The sequence below is a fragment of the Hahella sp. NBU794 genome (genome assembly GCF_050749805.1).
In the GTDB taxonomy this organism is placed as follows: domain Bacteria; phylum Pseudomonadota; class Gammaproteobacteria; order Pseudomonadales; family Oleiphilaceae; genus Hahella.
Genome location: NZ_CP192738.1, coordinates 4,454,206 through 4,471,025 on the forward strand (window position 1 = coordinate 4,454,206; position 16,820 = coordinate 4,471,025).

Annotated in this window: 14 protein-coding genes; 9 read left to right on the forward strand and 5 right to left on the reverse strand. The window is 54.8% G+C overall.

Annotated elements, in window-relative coordinates:
* Positions 1 to 17: 17 nt before the first annotated feature.
* Positions 18 to 1,703, forward strand: coding sequence for an autotransporter domain-containing protein (locus ACQYWX_RS19360; RefSeq protein ID WP_431686006.1), 1,686 nt, complete (start codon positions 18 to 20; stop codon positions 1,701 to 1,703).
* A 75-nt stretch (positions 1,704 to 1,778) separates the two neighbouring features.
* Here ACQYWX_RS19360 and ACQYWX_RS19365 read toward each other — a convergent pair whose 3' ends face one another.
* Together ACQYWX_RS19365 and ACQYWX_RS19370 are read right to left on the reverse strand one after the other, a co-directional pair.
* Entirely contained in the window at positions 1,779 to 3,020 is a 1,242-nt protein-coding gene (locus ACQYWX_RS19365) for a vWA domain-containing protein (protein ID WP_431686007.1), read from the reverse strand.
* Between the two features lie 180 nt (positions 3,021 to 3,200).
* Positions 3,201 to 4,193: an NADP-dependent oxidoreductase gene (locus tag ACQYWX_RS19370; RefSeq protein ID WP_431686008.1), complete on the reverse strand. Its 993-nt coding sequence runs from the start codon at positions 4,191 to 4,193 to the stop codon at positions 3,201 to 3,203.
* Positions 4,194 to 4,322: 129 nt separating this feature from the next.
* On the opposite strand from ACQYWX_RS19370, the gene ACQYWX_RS19375 reads away from it, so the two are divergent.
* The 4 genes from ACQYWX_RS19375 to ACQYWX_RS19390 all read left to right on the forward strand — a co-directional run bounded on the left by ACQYWX_RS19375 (position 4,323) and on the right by ACQYWX_RS19390 (position 9,237).
* A complete protein-coding gene (locus ACQYWX_RS19375; protein WP_279507471.1) occupies positions 4,323 to 5,225 on the forward strand; it encodes a LysR family transcriptional regulator in 903 nt (300 codons plus the stop codon).
* Positions 5,226 to 5,314: 89 nt separating this feature from the next.
* A complete protein-coding gene (locus ACQYWX_RS19380) occupies positions 5,315 to 6,925 on the forward strand; it encodes an FAD-dependent oxidoreductase (protein WP_431686009.1) in 1,611 nt (536 codons plus the stop codon).
* A gap of 100 nt (positions 6,926 to 7,025) precedes the next feature.
* Complete coding sequence (locus ACQYWX_RS19385; RefSeq protein WP_431686010.1) at positions 7,026 to 8,246, forward strand: 1-acyl-sn-glycerol-3-phosphate acyltransferase; 1,221 nt, start codon at positions 7,026 to 7,028, stop codon at positions 8,244 to 8,246.
* Between the two features lie 241 nt (positions 8,247 to 8,487).
* Positions 8,488 to 9,237: an MBL fold metallo-hydrolase gene (locus tag ACQYWX_RS19390; RefSeq protein WP_216739430.1), complete on the forward strand. Its 750-nt coding sequence runs from the start codon at positions 8,488 to 8,490 to the stop codon at positions 9,235 to 9,237.
* A 94-nt stretch (positions 9,238 to 9,331) separates the two neighbouring features.
* Here the strand turns inward: ACQYWX_RS19390 and ACQYWX_RS19395 are convergent, their stop codons facing one another.
* The gene (locus ACQYWX_RS19395) at positions 9,332 to 10,870 is read right to left on the reverse strand and encodes a DUF4382 domain-containing protein (protein ID WP_431686011.1); all 1,539 of its coding nucleotides are present in this window, start codon (positions 10,868 to 10,870) and stop codon (positions 9,332 to 9,334) included.
* 116 nt (positions 10,871 to 10,986) lie between these two features.
* On the opposite strand from ACQYWX_RS19395, the gene ACQYWX_RS19400 reads away from it, so the two are divergent.
* The 3 genes from ACQYWX_RS19400 (at position 10,987) to ACQYWX_RS19410 (ending at position 13,659) form a co-directional block, all read left to right on the forward strand.
* A complete protein-coding gene (locus tag ACQYWX_RS19400; protein ID WP_431686012.1) occupies positions 10,987 to 11,832 on the forward strand; it encodes a DUF6502 family protein in 846 nt (281 codons plus the stop codon).
* Positions 11,829 to 13,229, forward strand: a complete 1,401-nt coding sequence (locus ACQYWX_RS19405; protein WP_431686013.1) for a DUF5666 domain-containing protein — start codon at positions 11,829 to 11,831, stop codon at positions 13,227 to 13,229. Before ACQYWX_RS19400 ends, ACQYWX_RS19405 begins: the two co-directional genes overlap by 4 nt.
* 103 nt (positions 13,230 to 13,332) lie before the next feature.
* Positions 13,333 to 13,659 (forward strand): beta-lactamase hydrolase domain-containing protein, encoded by a 327-nt coding sequence (locus ACQYWX_RS19410; protein ID WP_431686014.1) that lies wholly within the window; start codon positions 13,333 to 13,335, stop codon positions 13,657 to 13,659.
* A gap of 23 nt (positions 13,660 to 13,682) precedes the next feature.
* On the opposite strand, the gene ACQYWX_RS19415 is transcribed toward ACQYWX_RS19410, so the two are convergent.
* The gene (locus tag ACQYWX_RS19415; protein ID WP_216739425.1) at positions 13,683 to 14,279 is read right to left on the reverse strand and encodes a hypothetical protein; all 597 of its coding nucleotides are present in this window, start codon (positions 14,277 to 14,279) and stop codon (positions 13,683 to 13,685) included.
* Between the two features lie 175 nt (positions 14,280 to 14,454).
* Here ACQYWX_RS19415 and ACQYWX_RS19420 point away from each other — a divergent pair, with 175 nt between their 5' ends.
* Entirely contained in the window at positions 14,455 to 14,883 is a 429-nt protein-coding gene (locus tag ACQYWX_RS19420; RefSeq protein WP_216739424.1) for a hypothetical protein, read from the forward strand.
* 22 nt (positions 14,884 to 14,905) lie between these two features.
* On the opposite strand, the gene ACQYWX_RS19425 is transcribed toward ACQYWX_RS19420, so the two are convergent.
* Positions 14,906 to 16,636: an ABC transporter substrate-binding protein gene (locus ACQYWX_RS19425; protein ID WP_431686015.1), complete on the reverse strand. Its 1,731-nt coding sequence runs from the start codon at positions 16,634 to 16,636 to the stop codon at positions 14,906 to 14,908.
* Between the last annotated feature and the right edge of the window lie 184 nt (positions 16,637 to 16,820).

Sequence of the window (16,820 nt, forward strand, 5' to 3'; positions counted from 1 at the left end):
TTCAGCTAAGGTTAAACATGCAACGGAACAAATTGCCCCTGTATTTTCTTGCGGGCGCTGCGATGGCGCCCTTGGCGAATGCCGCCGCTCCGGTGGCTAACAGTGACACCGTCACTATTCAAGAGAATGGTTATACCAATGTTGACGTTATAGCGAATGACTCAGACCCTGATGGCGACGACATCAGGGTCGTAAGTTTTGAGCAGCCCGCAAACGGCACAGTTACGACAACAGACGGACCATGGCTGCGCTACGTACCTAACAAAGATTTTGTTGGACAAGACACCTTCACATATAAAATTGTGGATATTGTTGAATGTACTCCAGACGACGATGATGGCGATTATGGTGGTGACTACGGAGGGGATTATGGTGGAGAATTCATCAATCCCCCTTTAGAGGTGATGCCCCCTCAAGCTCGTTGCGAGGAACCAGTAGAAGTTCAAGGCACTGTTACAATAACAGTAACCAAAGCGCCGACATCAGAGCTGCTACCTCTCACAGACAACGAAAACGACCGCCAAGTTTCCAAGGTGCTTGACGCCATTTGCGGTTCAATACCTGAAGACGCGACTGGCGAAGCGGAAAAACTGGCGCAACGCTGCGCTGTTCTTTACGAATTGGCGACCGATGACCCAACGAAAGTCGGCTCTATCATCAACCAACTGGCGCCAGAAGAAACCCTTTCCCTGTTACGCGTCGCGTCTGAGACCTCACAAGCGCACACTAACCGTATCTTCAAGCGCATGTCTTCTTTGCGTCAGGATAACGAAAATATTCAAGTGACCGTGAATGGTCGCACCTGGGGTGAGCAGGTCATGACTGGCGGAGCCGCTGGCGACGCTCAGACTTCTCCTTTCGGCGTGTTCCTGAGCTTGCACCGCGAGTCAGTGGAGCATGACAGGACCGATCGTGAATCTGCATACGAATATGATAACGACGGCTTTACCCTGGGCTCCGATTACCGCGTCAGCCAAAACCTGTTAGTCGGCGCTGCGCTGGGATGGGGACAGAACGACCTGTCTTTCTCTGAAAGCGGCGGCGGTGTGGATGCGGACGCCTACAACCTGACGGGTTATGGTTCTTACTACATCGGCAATTTCGGTCTGGATATGCAGGTAGGCTATGGCGCTGGCGACTACAACACCAAGCGTCGCATTAACTATACCGAATCCGGTTCTGAGTTCTCCGCCACAGCTAAAGGCGAAACCGACAGCAAGCAGTTGAATCTCGCGCTGCAAGCAAGCGTTATGTTTAACAGCGGCGCGCTGTCCGTACAGCCTTTCCTGCGTTTGAACTACTCAAACACGGAAATCGACAGCTTTGACGAAACTGGCGGCGAAGGCTGGTCCGTACATGTCGGCGAGCAAAACCTCGACCAGATGACAACCAGCGCCGGCTTTGAAGCCACCTATCCCGTCAGCTATAACTGGGGCGTGCTGCAGCCTAGCTTCCAGGCTTCTGCGGTAAGCGAGTCAAGCACTAACTTTGGCCCGGTCAAGTTCCATTTTATCGGCGACTCTGACGCGACCAAGTTTGAGTTGAGCCCGGATGGCGAAGACAGCCTGTACTACATCTTCAACCTGGGCGCAGTCGCTGTTATGAAGAATGGCGTTTCAGCGTTTATCGATTACCAGCAAAACGTCAGCTATGACAATAGCAGCGCCTACCAGATCAACACAGGTCTGCGTTACGAGCTGTAAGTCTTATCATCTTGAACGCAAAAGGCGGCCTGTTTAGGCCGCCTTTTTTGTATGCAGGATGCTGTTGAAGATGGCCTACTTGAATTCGAAAGCTTTTTGCTCGCCTTGCTTACGGATGGCGGAGATTAGCGCTTCATCAACTGTATTCGCGTCCGACTTCGCCGCCTTACGATTCTCCTCGGCGACATAAACTTCTCTCTCGTCACTCAAGGCTTTAATTTTGTCCTGCAACGCCTTGCGCTCTGTTTTCTTCGTTTCTATATACTCTACTTTTTCCTTTTTACTCATCCCAACCATCGGCTCCGGCAATGCTTCCGCCTCGACTTCCTCCAACGCCACGTCCCCGGCTTCGTAGGCGTCCACTAAATCCCAGCTTGAGTTATCGTAGGCAACGGAAGCTTTGGACTTGGCTCTTTGCGCCAGCAAACCGAATGAGACATTCTGACTGTTCGCATCCTGCTCGTATTGACGCTTGGACGCCGCCGCGCCTCCCGCGCCATAGGGCACATAGGTCTCGTTGAGCCTGGCGTTCAAGGCGGCGATTTCTTTATCTTGAGGCGCTTCAATTTGCGCGACCTGCTGGTCCTGATCGATGCTCATGTAATTGCCGCCAGCCAGTTGCGCGCCCTGGCGCCAGCCACTTTCTCCACCTTCGTTATAGGCTCCGGCGAAAATAGTGTTGACGGTTATATCTTTCTGTTTGGCCAGAGCAATCGCCTCCCTGAAGGATACCGGGCCTTGCGTGAAAGGCTCGTTACCGGCGATAAAGATGGCGCGGATATCATTGGACGATTGGCTCCATTGCAGCTCTTTTACCGCGGAGTTGATAGCGTAGCCACAGAACTCATCGCCGCCATTGGTCGTCAAGGAAAACAGCGCCTCGGACACCCGATCCAGCTCTCTGGTAAGTCCAGTCACTTGGCGAATGTAGCCGTTTTGCGAAGAAAGCCCATCATTGCCGTATTCATACACCGCCACTTCCAGTATTGGCGTGACGCCGTTTTTCTTGGCCTTGGAGAATTCGTCAACCATCTTCCACAGCTGATTGCGAGTCTGATTGATCAGGCCATCCATACTGCTGCTCGTATCCAGCAAAATGGCTAACTGAATACGCGGGGCGATGACGGATGGCTGAGTCGCTGCTTGCGTCACAGGCTCGACATTTTCCGCCTGTGTTCCAGCGCTCCATACCAGCCCGGAAAACCCGCAACACGCCAACATCGCTGTCGCCAGCAGCGCTTTGCGGAATGGAGTATGGCCGGGCTCGCCAGCGGAATGTGTTGATGAGGTCTGTGTAGGACGAGTTGCGATGTTCATATTCTGGCTCCTTCAATGCAATGTTTTTGCGTTGGAGTCAGAATACGGTTGCAGACACAAAGACATCAGACATGAGTTTGTAAAAAAAGCGCGGGAAGTGTTTACATAAAATTTACATCTCTCCGCAGCGCCGCAACCTCTGCGGCGGCGCACGGAGAAATATAACGACGAGAATGGCGATTACAGACGCACTAACAGCTTGCCTTCATTGGCGCCGGTAAACAGCAGATTGATCCCTTCTATTGCGCTTTCCAGACCATTCAATTCGTGAGTGCGGTATTTGATTTTTCCCGCCAGGAGATATGCGCCGACTTTTTGCGACAACTCGCCAAAGCGATGCATATGGTCCGGCATCGTGAAACCCTGGATACTGAGGCGCTTCTTAACGATCTGCGTCCAGCTTGGCCCCGGCGCCGGGGTCGCAGCGTTATAGTCGGCGATCACTCCACACACCACGATACGTCCAAACGCGTTCATATTGGCCATGGCGACATGCTGAATAGGGCCGCCAGTATTTTCAAAATAAATGTCGATCCCGTTCGGCGCCGCTTCTTTCACTGCCTCCGCCAGATCCTCCGTCTTGTAATTGATGGCTGCATCAAAGCCCAGCTCTTCCACCAGCCAGCGGCGCTTTTCCTCCGAGCCAGCGACGCCAATTACCCGCAGCCCCTCGGCCTTGGCGATTTGGCCCACCAGCGAGCCCACCGAACCCGCTGCGCCTGAAACCAGCAAAGTTTCACCAGCCTTGGGCTTCGCCACTTCCATCAACCCGTGGTAGGCGGTCACACCAGGCAAGGCCAGCACGGAGAGTATCGCTTCCGCCGGCAGTTCCTGCGGCATGATGGAGACGCCTTTGCCGCCGCTGACCAGATATTCCCGCCATCCGAACATACCCGCCACTTTGGCGCCAACGGGAAACTTGTCATTCCTGGATTCCACGACTTCTCCGACGCCACTGGAGCGCATGACTTCGCCCAGGCCAACCGGGGGGATATAGCTGTCGGTCGCGGCGTTCATCCATCCACGCATCGCCGGGTCCAGAGACATATGGGTCTGTTTGATCAGAAATTGCCCTGGCTCCAGCGCAGGAGCCTCCAGTTCCACCAGCTCGAAACAAGCCGGCGTGATGTCTGTTTCAGGTCTTTTCACTAATTTGACTGCTTTGTAGCTCATGGCGCGCTCCTTATGTGTAGAAGATTTATCAATCTTGAAATTCTGAAACCAGTTTATTTTTGCCTTCAGGAAAGATAAATATGCTAAATTTCAAATAACTTTTGTCATTTCAGCAAAAATATAAAACACATGGATAAACTCAGAGCGCTGCGTTTTTTCGACCACGTGGGAAAAACCGGTAGTTTCAGCGATACCGCACGACACTTTGACATCCCCGTATCCAGCGTTACCCGCCAAATTCAGGCTTTAGAAGAAGAACTGGGCGCACGCCTGCTACACCGCACTACCCGGGTCGTGAGGCTGACGGAAATCGGCGAGATCTATCTCCAGCACTGCAGCCAGATATTGCGCGGTCTCGATAATGCGGATGAACTCATCGTCAACTACCGCAGCAAGCCCTCGGGCGTATTGCGCATCAGCTGCAGCCCCTCTTACGGTGAAAGTCGGATCGTGCCGATTCTGCCTGAGTTTGAGGCGCTTTATCCCGAGATCATCATTGATATCGACCTGACGGATAAGGTCGTCGACATCATGCGGGATACGGTAGACATCGCCGTGCGCGCAGGACAGATTCCAGATGAACGGGTGGTGGCCAAATATATTGACGACAACAACTTTTCACTGGCCGCCTCCGACGCCTATTTGCAACGTTACGGAATGCCGCTACGGATAGAAGATTTAAGCCAGCACCGGGGGATCTTCTTCCGCACTTCCGATCAAGTGCTTTACTGGCAGGCCAACATCAACGGTCGCTGGCGACAGGTGGACATCCGTCCCGCCCTGATCACCAGCTCCCCTCGCCTGCTGCGACAGTGGGCCAGTGAGGGCAAGGGACTGGCGATGATGCCAAATTGGGTGTTGAGGTCGGGGGCTCTTCCGGCCGGGTTTCACATCCTGGAGCTGGATTACCCTCTGCATGTCAGTCGCGCCACCCAACTCGGCATCTACCTGCTCTATCAACGCCCCAAATACGCCGTTCCCAAAGTCAAAGCCGCAGTGGACTTCCTGGTTTCCAGACTCGCGCAGGGCTAGCGGAATTCGCGAAATCCGTCCTTGCCTGCAATACTGGATAAAAGATAACCACAACCGTCGTACTTCCTGTTCAGAGGAACCCGGTTTTCATGCAGCTCAGAGACAATAATCTCAGCAAGCTCCGCCGCTTCAGTTTCGACGCCCTGGTGATCGGCGGCGGCGTTAATGGCGCAGTCTCCGCCGCCGCCATGTCCGCGCGAGGACTGAAAGTAGCCCTCATAGATCGGGGCGACTTCGCCGGCTTCACCAGCCAGGAGTCCTCCAACCTGGCCTGGGGCGGCATCAAGTACATGGAAACCTACGAGTTCGGCCTGGTGCGCAAACTCTGTATGTCGCGCAACAAGTTGATGCGCAGCTATCCCTCCACGGTGCAGGAAATCCGCTTCTTCACCACGATCAAAAAAGGATTTCGCTACCCGCCCTGGTTTCTCTACCTGGGCGGGGTGCTGTATTGGTTTATGGGCAATGGCTTCACGCGCTTCCCCCACTACCTGACGCCAGAGCGGATCGGTCGTGAAGAGCCTATCGTGAATACGGAGGGCAGCACAGGCGGCTTCGAATACTCCGACGCCTTTCTGCATGACAACGACGCCCGTTTCGTCTTTAACTTCATCCGCCGCGCCATGGATTACGGCTGCATCGCCGCTAATTACGTGGAGTCGGTCAGCGCACGCTGGGCGGACCGCATCTGGACCATCGATGCCCGGGATAATATCTCCGGGGAAGAGTTCCAGATCCGTGCGGGGTTGTTGGTCAACGCCTGCGGCCCCTTCGTGGATGAGCACAATCGGCTGACCGGACAAACAACCAAGTGCCGGCACGCCTTCTCCAAAGGCATCCATCTGATTGTCGATCGCATAACGAATAACAAGCGGGTGCTGACTTTTTTCGCTGACGACGGCCGCCTGTTTTTTGTCATTCCCATGGGGCCGAAAACCTGTATCGGCACAACGGATACGCGCATGGAATCCCCCTATGCGACCGTGACGCCGGAAGACCGCAAGTTCGTGCTGGACAATATCAATGCGCGTTTGCTCCTGCCGCAACCATTGACGGAAAGCGACGTGGTGGCCGAACGATGCGGCGTTCGGCCTTTGGCGGTGCAAGGCGACAATGGCGCCAAGACGGACTGGCTGCAGTTGTCGCGCAAACACGTGATTGAGGTCAATGCCGAAACCCGCCACATCAGTATCTTCGGCGGTAAGCTCACGGACTGCCTGAATGTGGGCGATGAGATCTGCCAGGCCGCCGCCGCGCTTGGGATGTATCCGCCCTACCCCGATAAAATCTGGTACGGGGAGCCTCCCAACCGGGTGAAAGAGGAGTTCATGCATCAGGCCCGACTCATGGACCTCGACAGCCTGACGCCACCGTCCTCTTCGGAAAAATTGTCGACTAGACTATGGCGACGTTACGCTGCGCACGCCTTCGACCTGCTGGAGACTATTCGCGCCGATCCCAGGCAGGCGGAATTGCTGATCGAGAATGCGGAGTACCTGCGTTGCGAGATAGAACAGGCGGCGCGACGGGAAATGGTGACCAAACTGGATGACTTTCTACGCCGAAGATCGAAAATATCTTTGGTGGTGCGGCGTGATAAAATTAAAAACGCCCAAGGTTTGCTGGAGGCCTGCCGGATTCTGTTCGGTGACGAAGCGGATGAAAAGTGGGCGGAATATTTTAAAGAAACAAGCGCTTAGCGCTCATTATCACAGCGATTCACGTACATTTTGTAATGGACCGGCTGTAACATTAATGAGACACTTGCGCGTCCAACAAGCATGAGCATAAATATAATTCATGAGTACATTTGATGATATTCGTCCCTATCGGGATGATGAAGTTCCTCAGGTGATCTCGCGGCTGCGCCATGACGAGCAACTCGTCAGGGCCATAGAACATTATAAGTTTCCCAGGTTATCCAAATACTGCCGCAGTCTCACCTCGTTCCTGGTAAGACGCAATCTGCAGCACAATCTGCGCAGAATCAACACCATACACGATGTTCAGGACATGGTGGCGGGTTTCATGACCAACACCGTCAGGAAAACCACCTCCGGCTTCACCTATGAAGGGCTGGACAAGCTTCCCAAGGACCGCGCCTTTCTGTTCATCAGCAATCATCGCGACATCGCCATGGACCCAGCGCTGGTCAACTTCGCGCTGTATCAATCTGGTCGCGAACTCGTGGAAATCGCCATCGGCGACAACCTGTTGTCGAACCCGCTGGTGTCCGACATCATGCGTCTCAACCGGAGCTTTACGGTCAAGCGCTCGGTAGAGGGTCACAAGGCCAAACTGCAGGCGTTAACCCAGCTTTCCGCCTATATTGACGACACCTTGTCGCAAAATCGCTCCATTTGGATCGCACAGCGGGAAGGCAGAGCGAAGAATGGCCTGGATAAAACCGATCCGGCCATCATCAAGATGCTGAATATTTATGGGCGCAAGCAAGGCATGGCCTTTGGCGACACCATCAAACGCATGAATATCGTGCCGGTGTCCATTTCCTATGAATACGATCCCTGCGATCTGCTCAAAGCGAAAGAACTGCAGGCGCGGGAGCAGTCCGAATATGTGAAGGGCGAAGGCGAGGACATCGCCAGCATCATCCGCGGCATCTCCTGCCCCAAAGGTCGTGTGCACATTGCCTTCGGCGAGCCGTTGCAACAGGATTTTGAGGATGCGGAAGAAGTGGCCGCCGCGATTGATCGGCAGATCACCCGCAACTACAAGCTGTTCCCCTCCAATATTCTGGCGTTTGAGCAGCTGAAAACGCTGAGCGAGTCTTTCGCTCATTTACAGGAGGAGTCGCTGCATCGTCTGCAGGAGCTGGCGGGACAGGCCAGACAGGCCTGGGACAACCTGGATCGGGATGAAATGGGGCAAAAAGCCTCGGAGTTCTCCGATCGGGTCGGCGGCTACCCTAACCTGCTGCAACGCTACATTCTGGAAATGTACGCCAATCCTTTGATCAATAAGTTCGCCGGCGCTCCGGGAGATTCCGCGCCGCAAACCTGATCTCCCCCCACGGCGGCCTCGCGCCGCCGTTCTGTATCTTTTTAAATTCAATAAATTAACTTACAACGCCTGATCCAATTTGCAACGTAAAGGGAGTTGCCCTGACGCCGTTGTATTTGGTTACAATGAGCGGCCGCATTGACGCGTCGGGGCAGCCCAGGATAATCGACGCCGTCATCGCTCGTTGGAATGAACGGAACATAGACAGTCCGTCCAGGCCCCAGGATTTATGAGGAAAGCTATGCACATTGAAGTGTTGGGGAGCGGTGAAGCTTACGACCGCGCCCGGGTAAACTCATCCCTGCTCGTCACGGAAGAGCGTTTTCAGATGCTGATCGGCTGTGGCCCCGGCGTACCTCAGGCCTTGTGGCGGCGAGAGACCGCCATCGAGGATATCGACGCCATTCTGCTGAGCCATTGCGGCCCGGACCACGCCGCCGGCCTTATTACCCTGGTAAATTGGATGCACGCCAAGGGACGCACCAAGCCCTTGGTGCTGATTACGCCTCACGGTCATCGCCCCCTGTTGCAAAATCTGCTGAATTACGCCATCTGGCCTGAGCAACGGCTCTGCTTTCTACTGCGCTGGAAGCAGTCCGATAAAGGACTCGCCGTTGGTCCCTGGAATCTGTCCACCGCCATGACCCAACATGCCGCGCCCAATCGCGCCCTGTTGCTGTCCGGGCCTAACGGCGCGCTGTTCTTCAACGGAGAAGGCGTGCTGTTGGAAGCGCCCTTACGTCTGGCTGGCGAGGCGGATTTGATATTTCTCGAATGCCGTTCGATTAAAAAAGACCGACATGATTTTCACGGCAGTTGGGAGGCCTATCATGGTCTCACTTTCAAAGCCGGTAGCCTGATATGCCTGTATCAGGTTCTGGAACAGGAAAAGGCCCGTTTGGGCGACCTGATATATCAGCGCGAAGATGTCTATCTACCGGAACAGGGACAGTGTTTCCGTCTGGTGCGGGGGGACTGGGAGCTGTTGTAAACGACTGCGCCGGCGAACAGAAAATGCCTGCTCGCCGGCGCGGTTGTATAGGGGGCGCCAGTATCGTCAGCGCCCCGTGATCAATTGTTTATCTTTAATAGATAAAAATTGTCTCTGCATTGAAGCAACCGTCTGCAATATCTTCCTCTCCAAAGATATCCAACGTGTCTCCCGCCGCCAGATCACTGAACGCAGCGGACATTTTAGTGGTCTCATCGCCAGAGGTGACAACCAGATAGATATTGGCGCCGGCGGCGTCAACACATCGATCGCCAGCGTCGCCGCTGACTGTGAGACGGAGGTTGTCGCCGTCCACGGACAGCAGCTCACCACTGACGCCCGCTTCTTCGTCATTCTCACTCAGCACCAGGAAAGGCGAGCGCAGGTAATTATCCTCTCCGCTCGGCAGCACCAGCACCGCATCAATCAGAGCGTTCAGGCCCACTTGGATATCCGCCTGCGTCAACTCGGTTCCCGCATCGTTAAATACGCGGGTTTTCGGGAACAACTGCACGGCGATGGGACTATCTGTAGCGATGCCCTGCCCTTCATCCAGAGCGACGTCAAAGCGACTGGTATCCACATCTACGGTGGACGCCGTTTCACCGGCGTAGCGTCTGAATGCGGTCAACAGACCTTCTTCGATGGTCAACGCATTGATAACGAAGATATGAGCATCCACGACGCCCTGGCTGTTAACCAGAACCGCTCCCTCAGGCACGGCGGTGACTGTTGAGCACAACTGCGGGGCAGGCTGCTCTTCCACGCTGCGATCCAGATACCAGACAATGCAGTAGCCTTCTTCCGGCAAATTCGCATCGTCAATGTCGGGCGACGTGGCGACGGTCCGAACCAGACGACCAATGACCGTCACTTCATCGCCCTCAACCAGTGACGACGCCTCAGCGGGAAGCCCGTTGCTGGCGAAGATGCCGGTATCCTCATCCATCCGCACGCGCATGCAGTCCTCGGAACTGGTCGCCGGGGTAGCGCTGGTATCTGTGATGAACTGAGTGCGGCACAAACTAAAGGCGTTGTCGCCCACGCTTTCAATGTCGCCGTGAACCCGTACGAATTTGTTATTGGGGATCTCGGAGCGAATGTTGGCGAACACGACTGGGCGAATGATAACTTTGCCCTGCCCCGTGGTTGTGAACTTGAGGGCTTTGTTCATATCAAAATCGATTTCAATGAACAGTACGGAACCCGGTGTGACGGTGAATCCGCCCTGGTTAACCACTTTGATGACTTTGGAAGGCAGCTTGGAAGGCACTTCAGTTTCACCGCCCGCACCGTCGTCTTCATACAAATTTACGTCTGACGTAGTGATGCGCAAAGAGCTGTATTTGCCGGCGGGAACGTCGGTAGTGTCCAGAAATTCGTAAAAGTCGGGAAGACTCAATAAGTCGAAAGTCTCTTCGCCGCTGAACAGGGTCACCTTGCCCTGATCGCCTACCAGCTCAACTTTCGTGAAAGTAATCATGGCTCTAGTATAATCGCCGCTGGGAGCGTCCGTGAGGATCAAGCCCACTTTGGCGTCCGCAGCGGAAGTGTCGTCACTGCCGGAGCCGCCGCCTCCGCCGCCGCATGAGGCGATTAGCAACGTGAACGCTATGGCAATCCAACGATTCATGACATCTACTCCTATGGGTTGGTTGTGTTCTTTTGGGATAATAAGCCCAAACATCAGAATCGTTTTGTGAACCAGTTCACATTTTTACCAACAGTTTGGCGATAATATCCCAAATCATGAACCAGGCATTAAGTCAGGCGCTGTACGCCGCCATTTACAAATTATTGCGGCCCTTGGCTGCGCTGCTGTTGCGGCGCGGCATGTCGTACAACGAGTTCGCGGAAATCGCGAAGCGCGCCTATATAGATGCCGCTACCGAGGAGTTTCCTCTCCCTAACCGTAAGCAGAGCCTCTCCAGAGTGTCCGTATTGACCGGCATTAACCGCAAAGAAATCGCCAGACTGGAGAAGCTGCCCAACCCCATTGAGACTGGCGAGGCGCAAAGCGCCAACAGAAGTTCCAGGGTCGTCAACGGCTGGATCAGAGACATTCGCTTTCAGGACGAACATGGCGCGCCGCTCTCCCTTCCTCTGGATGAGGGAGACACTAGCTTCAGCGAGCTGGTGCGTCTCTATGGCGGCGACGTGCCGGTTCGCGCGGTTCTGGACGAGCTGATCAGACTGGACTCCGTGGAGGTCAGCGACCAGGGAGAGGCGGCGGGCAAACGGGTTGCTCTAAAGGTGGACGGCTACGTGCCGCAAACTGATTTAAAAGAGAAGCTAAGGATTATGAGTACGGCGGTCGCGGATCTGCTTCGCACCATAGACCACAACCTGGAGGCGGATCGCACTGAAGCGCGCGTCCAGCGCACCGTGGCCTACAACGATATCCCCATGGAATGTCTGGAAGCGATTCGCGGACGCAGTAAAGAAGAGGTGGAAGAAATTTTGCAGCGCATAAACCGGTGGTTATCCGGGTACGACAGAGGCGTCAATGCCAAGCTTCAGGGCAGCGGAAAATTCCGCGCGGGAATAGGCGTATACTATTTCGAGCAGTCCTTAACCCGCGAGGAGCAGCCATGAGCAGATTCCTGTACGCCCTGACGGCGCTGGTATTGACGACCAGCCTGCTCTCAGCCTGCTCCGGCGGCGCATCTTCTGACGGCGGTATTGAAGGCACTGGCGCGCCAGTGGCCGCTCGCGGCGAAATCAGCGGCTTCGGCAGCGTATTCGTCAATGGCGTGGAATACGAGACAGATTCAGCAGACATCGTTATCGACAGCATTAGCGGCTATTCCGAAAGCGCACTAAAAGTGGGCATGGTGGTGCTTATCGAGGGCGCTCTGGATGCAAGCGAAACAACAGGCGACGCTCGTCGCATCAGTTTTGAGCAAACCTTATTCGGCCCGATAACCGAGGTGAATTACGTCGATGACTATAACGCCGAGATCACCGTACTGGGACAAACCGCGCTGATTCCTGATAGCGCTGTATTTGAAAATCTCAACTTCAGCGACCTCGCTATCGGCCAGGTGGTGGCGATCAGTGGGTTAACCGACGCAACAGGCGTTGTGGCCACTCGCATCGAAAAAGTTGCGGACGCCTACAGCGATGGCGAACAGGTAGCGGTGAACGCCGTTATCCAAAGCGTGGACACGCCTGACCGCACTTTCGTCATCGGCGATTTGAGCGTGGATTACAGTATGGCGGATCTGCAGGGCTTCTCCAGCGGACAACCAGAAGTTGGCCAATACGTGAGAGTCAACGGGCGCTTCTTTGAAGATACCGGCGTCATTGCTGCGAAAGTCAAACTGAAAGCCCGCGGCGATATGTCCGCAAGCGGCGTCAGACTGGAATATGAGGGCATCATCACTGACTTTGCGTCGCAACAAAGCTTCTCTCTGAGCGGTCAGCCCGTCAACGCCGCCAGCGCCAAATTCAAAAAAGGTCAGAAACAGGATTTGGCTGACGGCGTACGTATTGAAGCAGAAGGGCCGATTGACGCGGACGGCGTATTGCAGGCGCAAACGATTACCTTCAAGAAGACCAATGACATTCATGTCGAAGCTGCCGCGGATTTAGTCAGCGAAACAGACAAACAGGTCGTCATCCTTGGCGTCGCGTTCAGCGTCAATGAACTGACCGCCTTCGATGACCGCAGCGAAGCGCACCAGCCTTACTTCGGGCTGGATGACATTCGCAGCGGCGACAGACTGTCCGTTAGAGCGGCGAGTGGAACCACGCCCTTGACCGCCACCCGCATTGAACGCCTGCGCGCGGATGACGCGGTAACAGTGGAAGGCCCTGTAACGGCCATCTCCGGCGAAGTGCTGACCATTCTTGGCATCTCCGTGGACATCAGCGACGCCTCCGGTTCGCAGAACGGACTCAAGGTGGGCGCGTTTGTGGAAATAGTAGGCGACTTGACCGGCGTGCAGTCCGTCAAGGCGCAGAGAATTAAGGTGAAGAACAACAACTAAGGAGCCCGCGCAAGCACTGGCCAAACCAACTGCTTTGCGCAGGGCTTCACAAAGAGTCCTACATCAGGGATTGGCGTCTATTACGATTAGAAGGCGGTAAACAGTGTCGATTACCAGATTAGCAATTGATTTTTACGTTACCTCCAGCCTGTCAAGCGACGAGCTGGAGGCCGCCGCCCAACTGGGCGTGCGCTCAATCGTCAATAACGAACCCGACCAGGAGGCGGAATCAGAATCTCTACGCCGCGGGGCTGACGCCCTCGGACTGTCTTACCACAGCGTTCCTTCGCATAAAAATGTGGACGAGCAAACTCAAATCAGCTCTTTTATCGATATCATGGAACATTGCGAGAAGCCGGTGCTGGCTTTTTGCAGAAGCGTCAGCAACGGTATCTCTCTCTGGGTGATGTCAGAGACCCGGCACAAATAACGCCATTGTTGCGCCGCGAAGGATTAATCAACGGGCGCATTGTGTTCTTTTAAATAACGTCTCAACGTATCCACATTAGCGAGCAACTTGGGCAGCACCTCGTTTTTCATCCGCTCCGTACGCTTTTTCATCTCCTCTGCGCCGTAATGAGGCGCATAGGCGCTGCTCTCAATTTTGCCGCGAATGTCTTCCAACTCCCGGTAATAGCGCTGGATTTCGAGGATAAACTGACTGGGCGTCTCCAACGCCGAGGGAGAGTAACGCATGCTTTCCCAAACGAATAAATCGAGTTGCAGCGGAAACATTTTGATCGCGCTGCGGCTGGGAGGAGACTTCACGAACTCAGCATACTTCTCCGCTTGCATGATGTTGCTCTGCAGCTCGCTGGCCAGCGAGTTGCGTAAGTAGTAATTGTTTTGTTGGGAAGTCAGGTCGTCAAAAATAATCGCCTGATTTAGCCCTTCCTGCGCCGCCAGATAGACGCCGAGCACCGTCGCCAGGATCATGAATATCTGGCTGATCCAGAAACTGGACTCCTTGATCCCGTTTCCCTCTTTCTTGGCGTGTGTTTCCTGAGTGCGACGACCGTCGTGGGTCGCGGCGGGCGAGGACTGCTGCATATCCATAGACCTTTGATGAGTGAATTCAGGAGAAGGATTCTAGCCGCGTAAAGAACAGGGCTTCAAGATGAACGGCTTGCCATGATTAGCGCGCATCTGGATTTTTTGCATTCCCAGGGTAAATCCTGAATGATGCGACGCTTCAGTCATTTCGCCAACCAAGAAGTCAAACCAAATGCCCAAGTATGCCGACTGCCCTGGCTGTGGAGAAAACAGTCTGGAAATATGGGACAAACATTCCGGCGTGATCGGCGCGCCACTGTACTGCAACAACTGCCATAAGGGCTTCGCCAGATATCGCTTTTTCCACTCCGCCGGACTCATGCTGTTCGAAGCCTGCATCACCACCGCAGTCATCGTCGGCCTGTTCCAACAATGGCTATCGGTGTCGATATTAGTCGCCATCTCCATCCTGGGCTTATACGCTGTCTTCAACCTGGATAAGAGCGTGTTTCCTCTGCGCGAGGAAAGCCTGATGCAGAAAGCCCCTCTAAAACAAAAGCTGCTGAACTTCGCCGCTTTTATTACCGCGCTCTTGATCTATGCCCTGTTGTTGCTGACGCTGCCTTTGGGGCCGGTTTTAAGCGCCTTCTTTCCATTCTGAATAGTTTCTAACCTGAAGATTCTCAATGCCACGCCTTTAACGCTTCTTCATAACTCAAGGTTTTCCCCGGCGGGCGTTCGTTAAGCTCGAGTTTTGGCGAGCCGGGCTGGTTGAGCCAGTATTCTCTGGAGGATTGGGGGTTAAGGCGGGGCGCGCAGGGACCGGGTTCTTCGCGGCCGATCGCCGCCAGTTCTTCATCCATGGCCTGCGCCAGATCATGCATGACCTCCTCTACCGGCTGGGTTCCTTTGAACGCCTGAGTCATATACTTCCACCACAGGGGAGAAAGTTTGGGATAATTGGGCACGTTGGTCCCCGTCGGGGTCCAATAGTAACGGGCGTTGGAGCGATAAAACTCCACCAACCCTCCCAGATAAGGCGCACGGTCCGTCATCGCCTGGGAGTTGATATCGGATAGTCGAATCGGCGTGAGCCCCACCATTGTCTTTTTCAGGGACACCGTCCTGGATACCGTGAACTGCGCATACAGCCAGGCGGCTTTGCGGCGCTTCTCCGGCGTATTTTTCAGAAAGGTCCAGGAACCAGCGTCCTGATAACCGGACTTCATCCCCTCCCGCCAGTATGCCCCCAACGGCGACGGCGCAATGCGCCATTTTGGCGTGCCGTCGGCGTTGACGACAGGCAGCCCCGGCTGAGTAATTTGCGCCAGATAGGCGGTATACCAGAACGCTTGCTGGGCAATCAGGCCGGAGCCGACCCACTCGCCCATCACTTTATCCGTCACATTAAGAGCCTCTGGCGGCGCCAGCCGGAACCAGTCGAGAAATTTGCGGATGCCGTATATAGCCGCCGGGCTATCCAGAGCGCCGCCGCGCTGAACACTGGCGCCAACCGGTCGACAATCCTCCACTCGGATACCCCAATCGTCCACCGGCAGGCCGTTGGGCAATCCTTTGTCGCCCATCCCCGCCATCGCCAGCCAGGCGTCGGAGATACGCCACCCCAGAGAGGGATCGGTTTTACCGTAATCCATGTGCCCCCAAACCCGATGACCGTCCAGCTCCCGCACATGCACCGTGAAAAATTCCGCAATGTCCTCGTAGGCCGACCAGTTCATCGGCACGCCCAGCTCATAACCATAGAGTTTGCGAAAGCGGTCCTGTAAGTCCTTACGACTGAACCAGTCATGACGATACCAGTACACGCTGGGGAATTGCTGGTCAGGCAGCTGATAGACTTTTCCATCAGGCCCAGTGGTGAAAGACAGGCCAAAGAAGTCCTCTATATCCAAGGTCGGTAAGGTGACGTCTTTGCCTTCCCCCTGCATATAATCCGACAACGCCACCACGGCGCCGCTGCGAAAATGTCCGCCAATCAGATCTGAATCGCTGATAAATCCATCGTAAATGTTGTGTTGCGTCTCAATCTGCGCCAGCAGCTTACGCACCACATCATCTTCGCCCGTGATTTCATGCACGACGCGGATGCCGGTAATGTCTTCGAAGGCTTTGGCGAGCGTATCGGCTTCATACCAATGGGTATCGATTGGCTCCGACACCACATAAATCGTCATGCCCCGAAACGGCTCGGAGGCTTTATGAAACCAATGCATTTCCTGCAGTTGCTGTTCCCGACTGAGAGTTGAGGGGGTGAACTCCGTATCCACCCACTCCTGCGCTGTTTTGGCCGGAACGCCTTCGGACGCAAACACCATGCAAACCAGCGCAAAGAGAGATAACAGCGCTTTAAACGGGGTCGATAAGCTTTGTCCTTGGCGTCGTTTAGATAACATCGCAGAAGCGCTCGTTTCGTCCACTATCACTGGAACTGGCACTGGCGGCGGCGTTGGTCAGTCTACTGACTTAGTGTAGTCAGAAAAGGAGGATTCGGTGATGTCCGCCAACGCAGCAAATCCCAAAATCCGCCGATTTAATGCCTATATCCGCTCTACTGCGCCCGGCTCCCGCTCTCTAGGA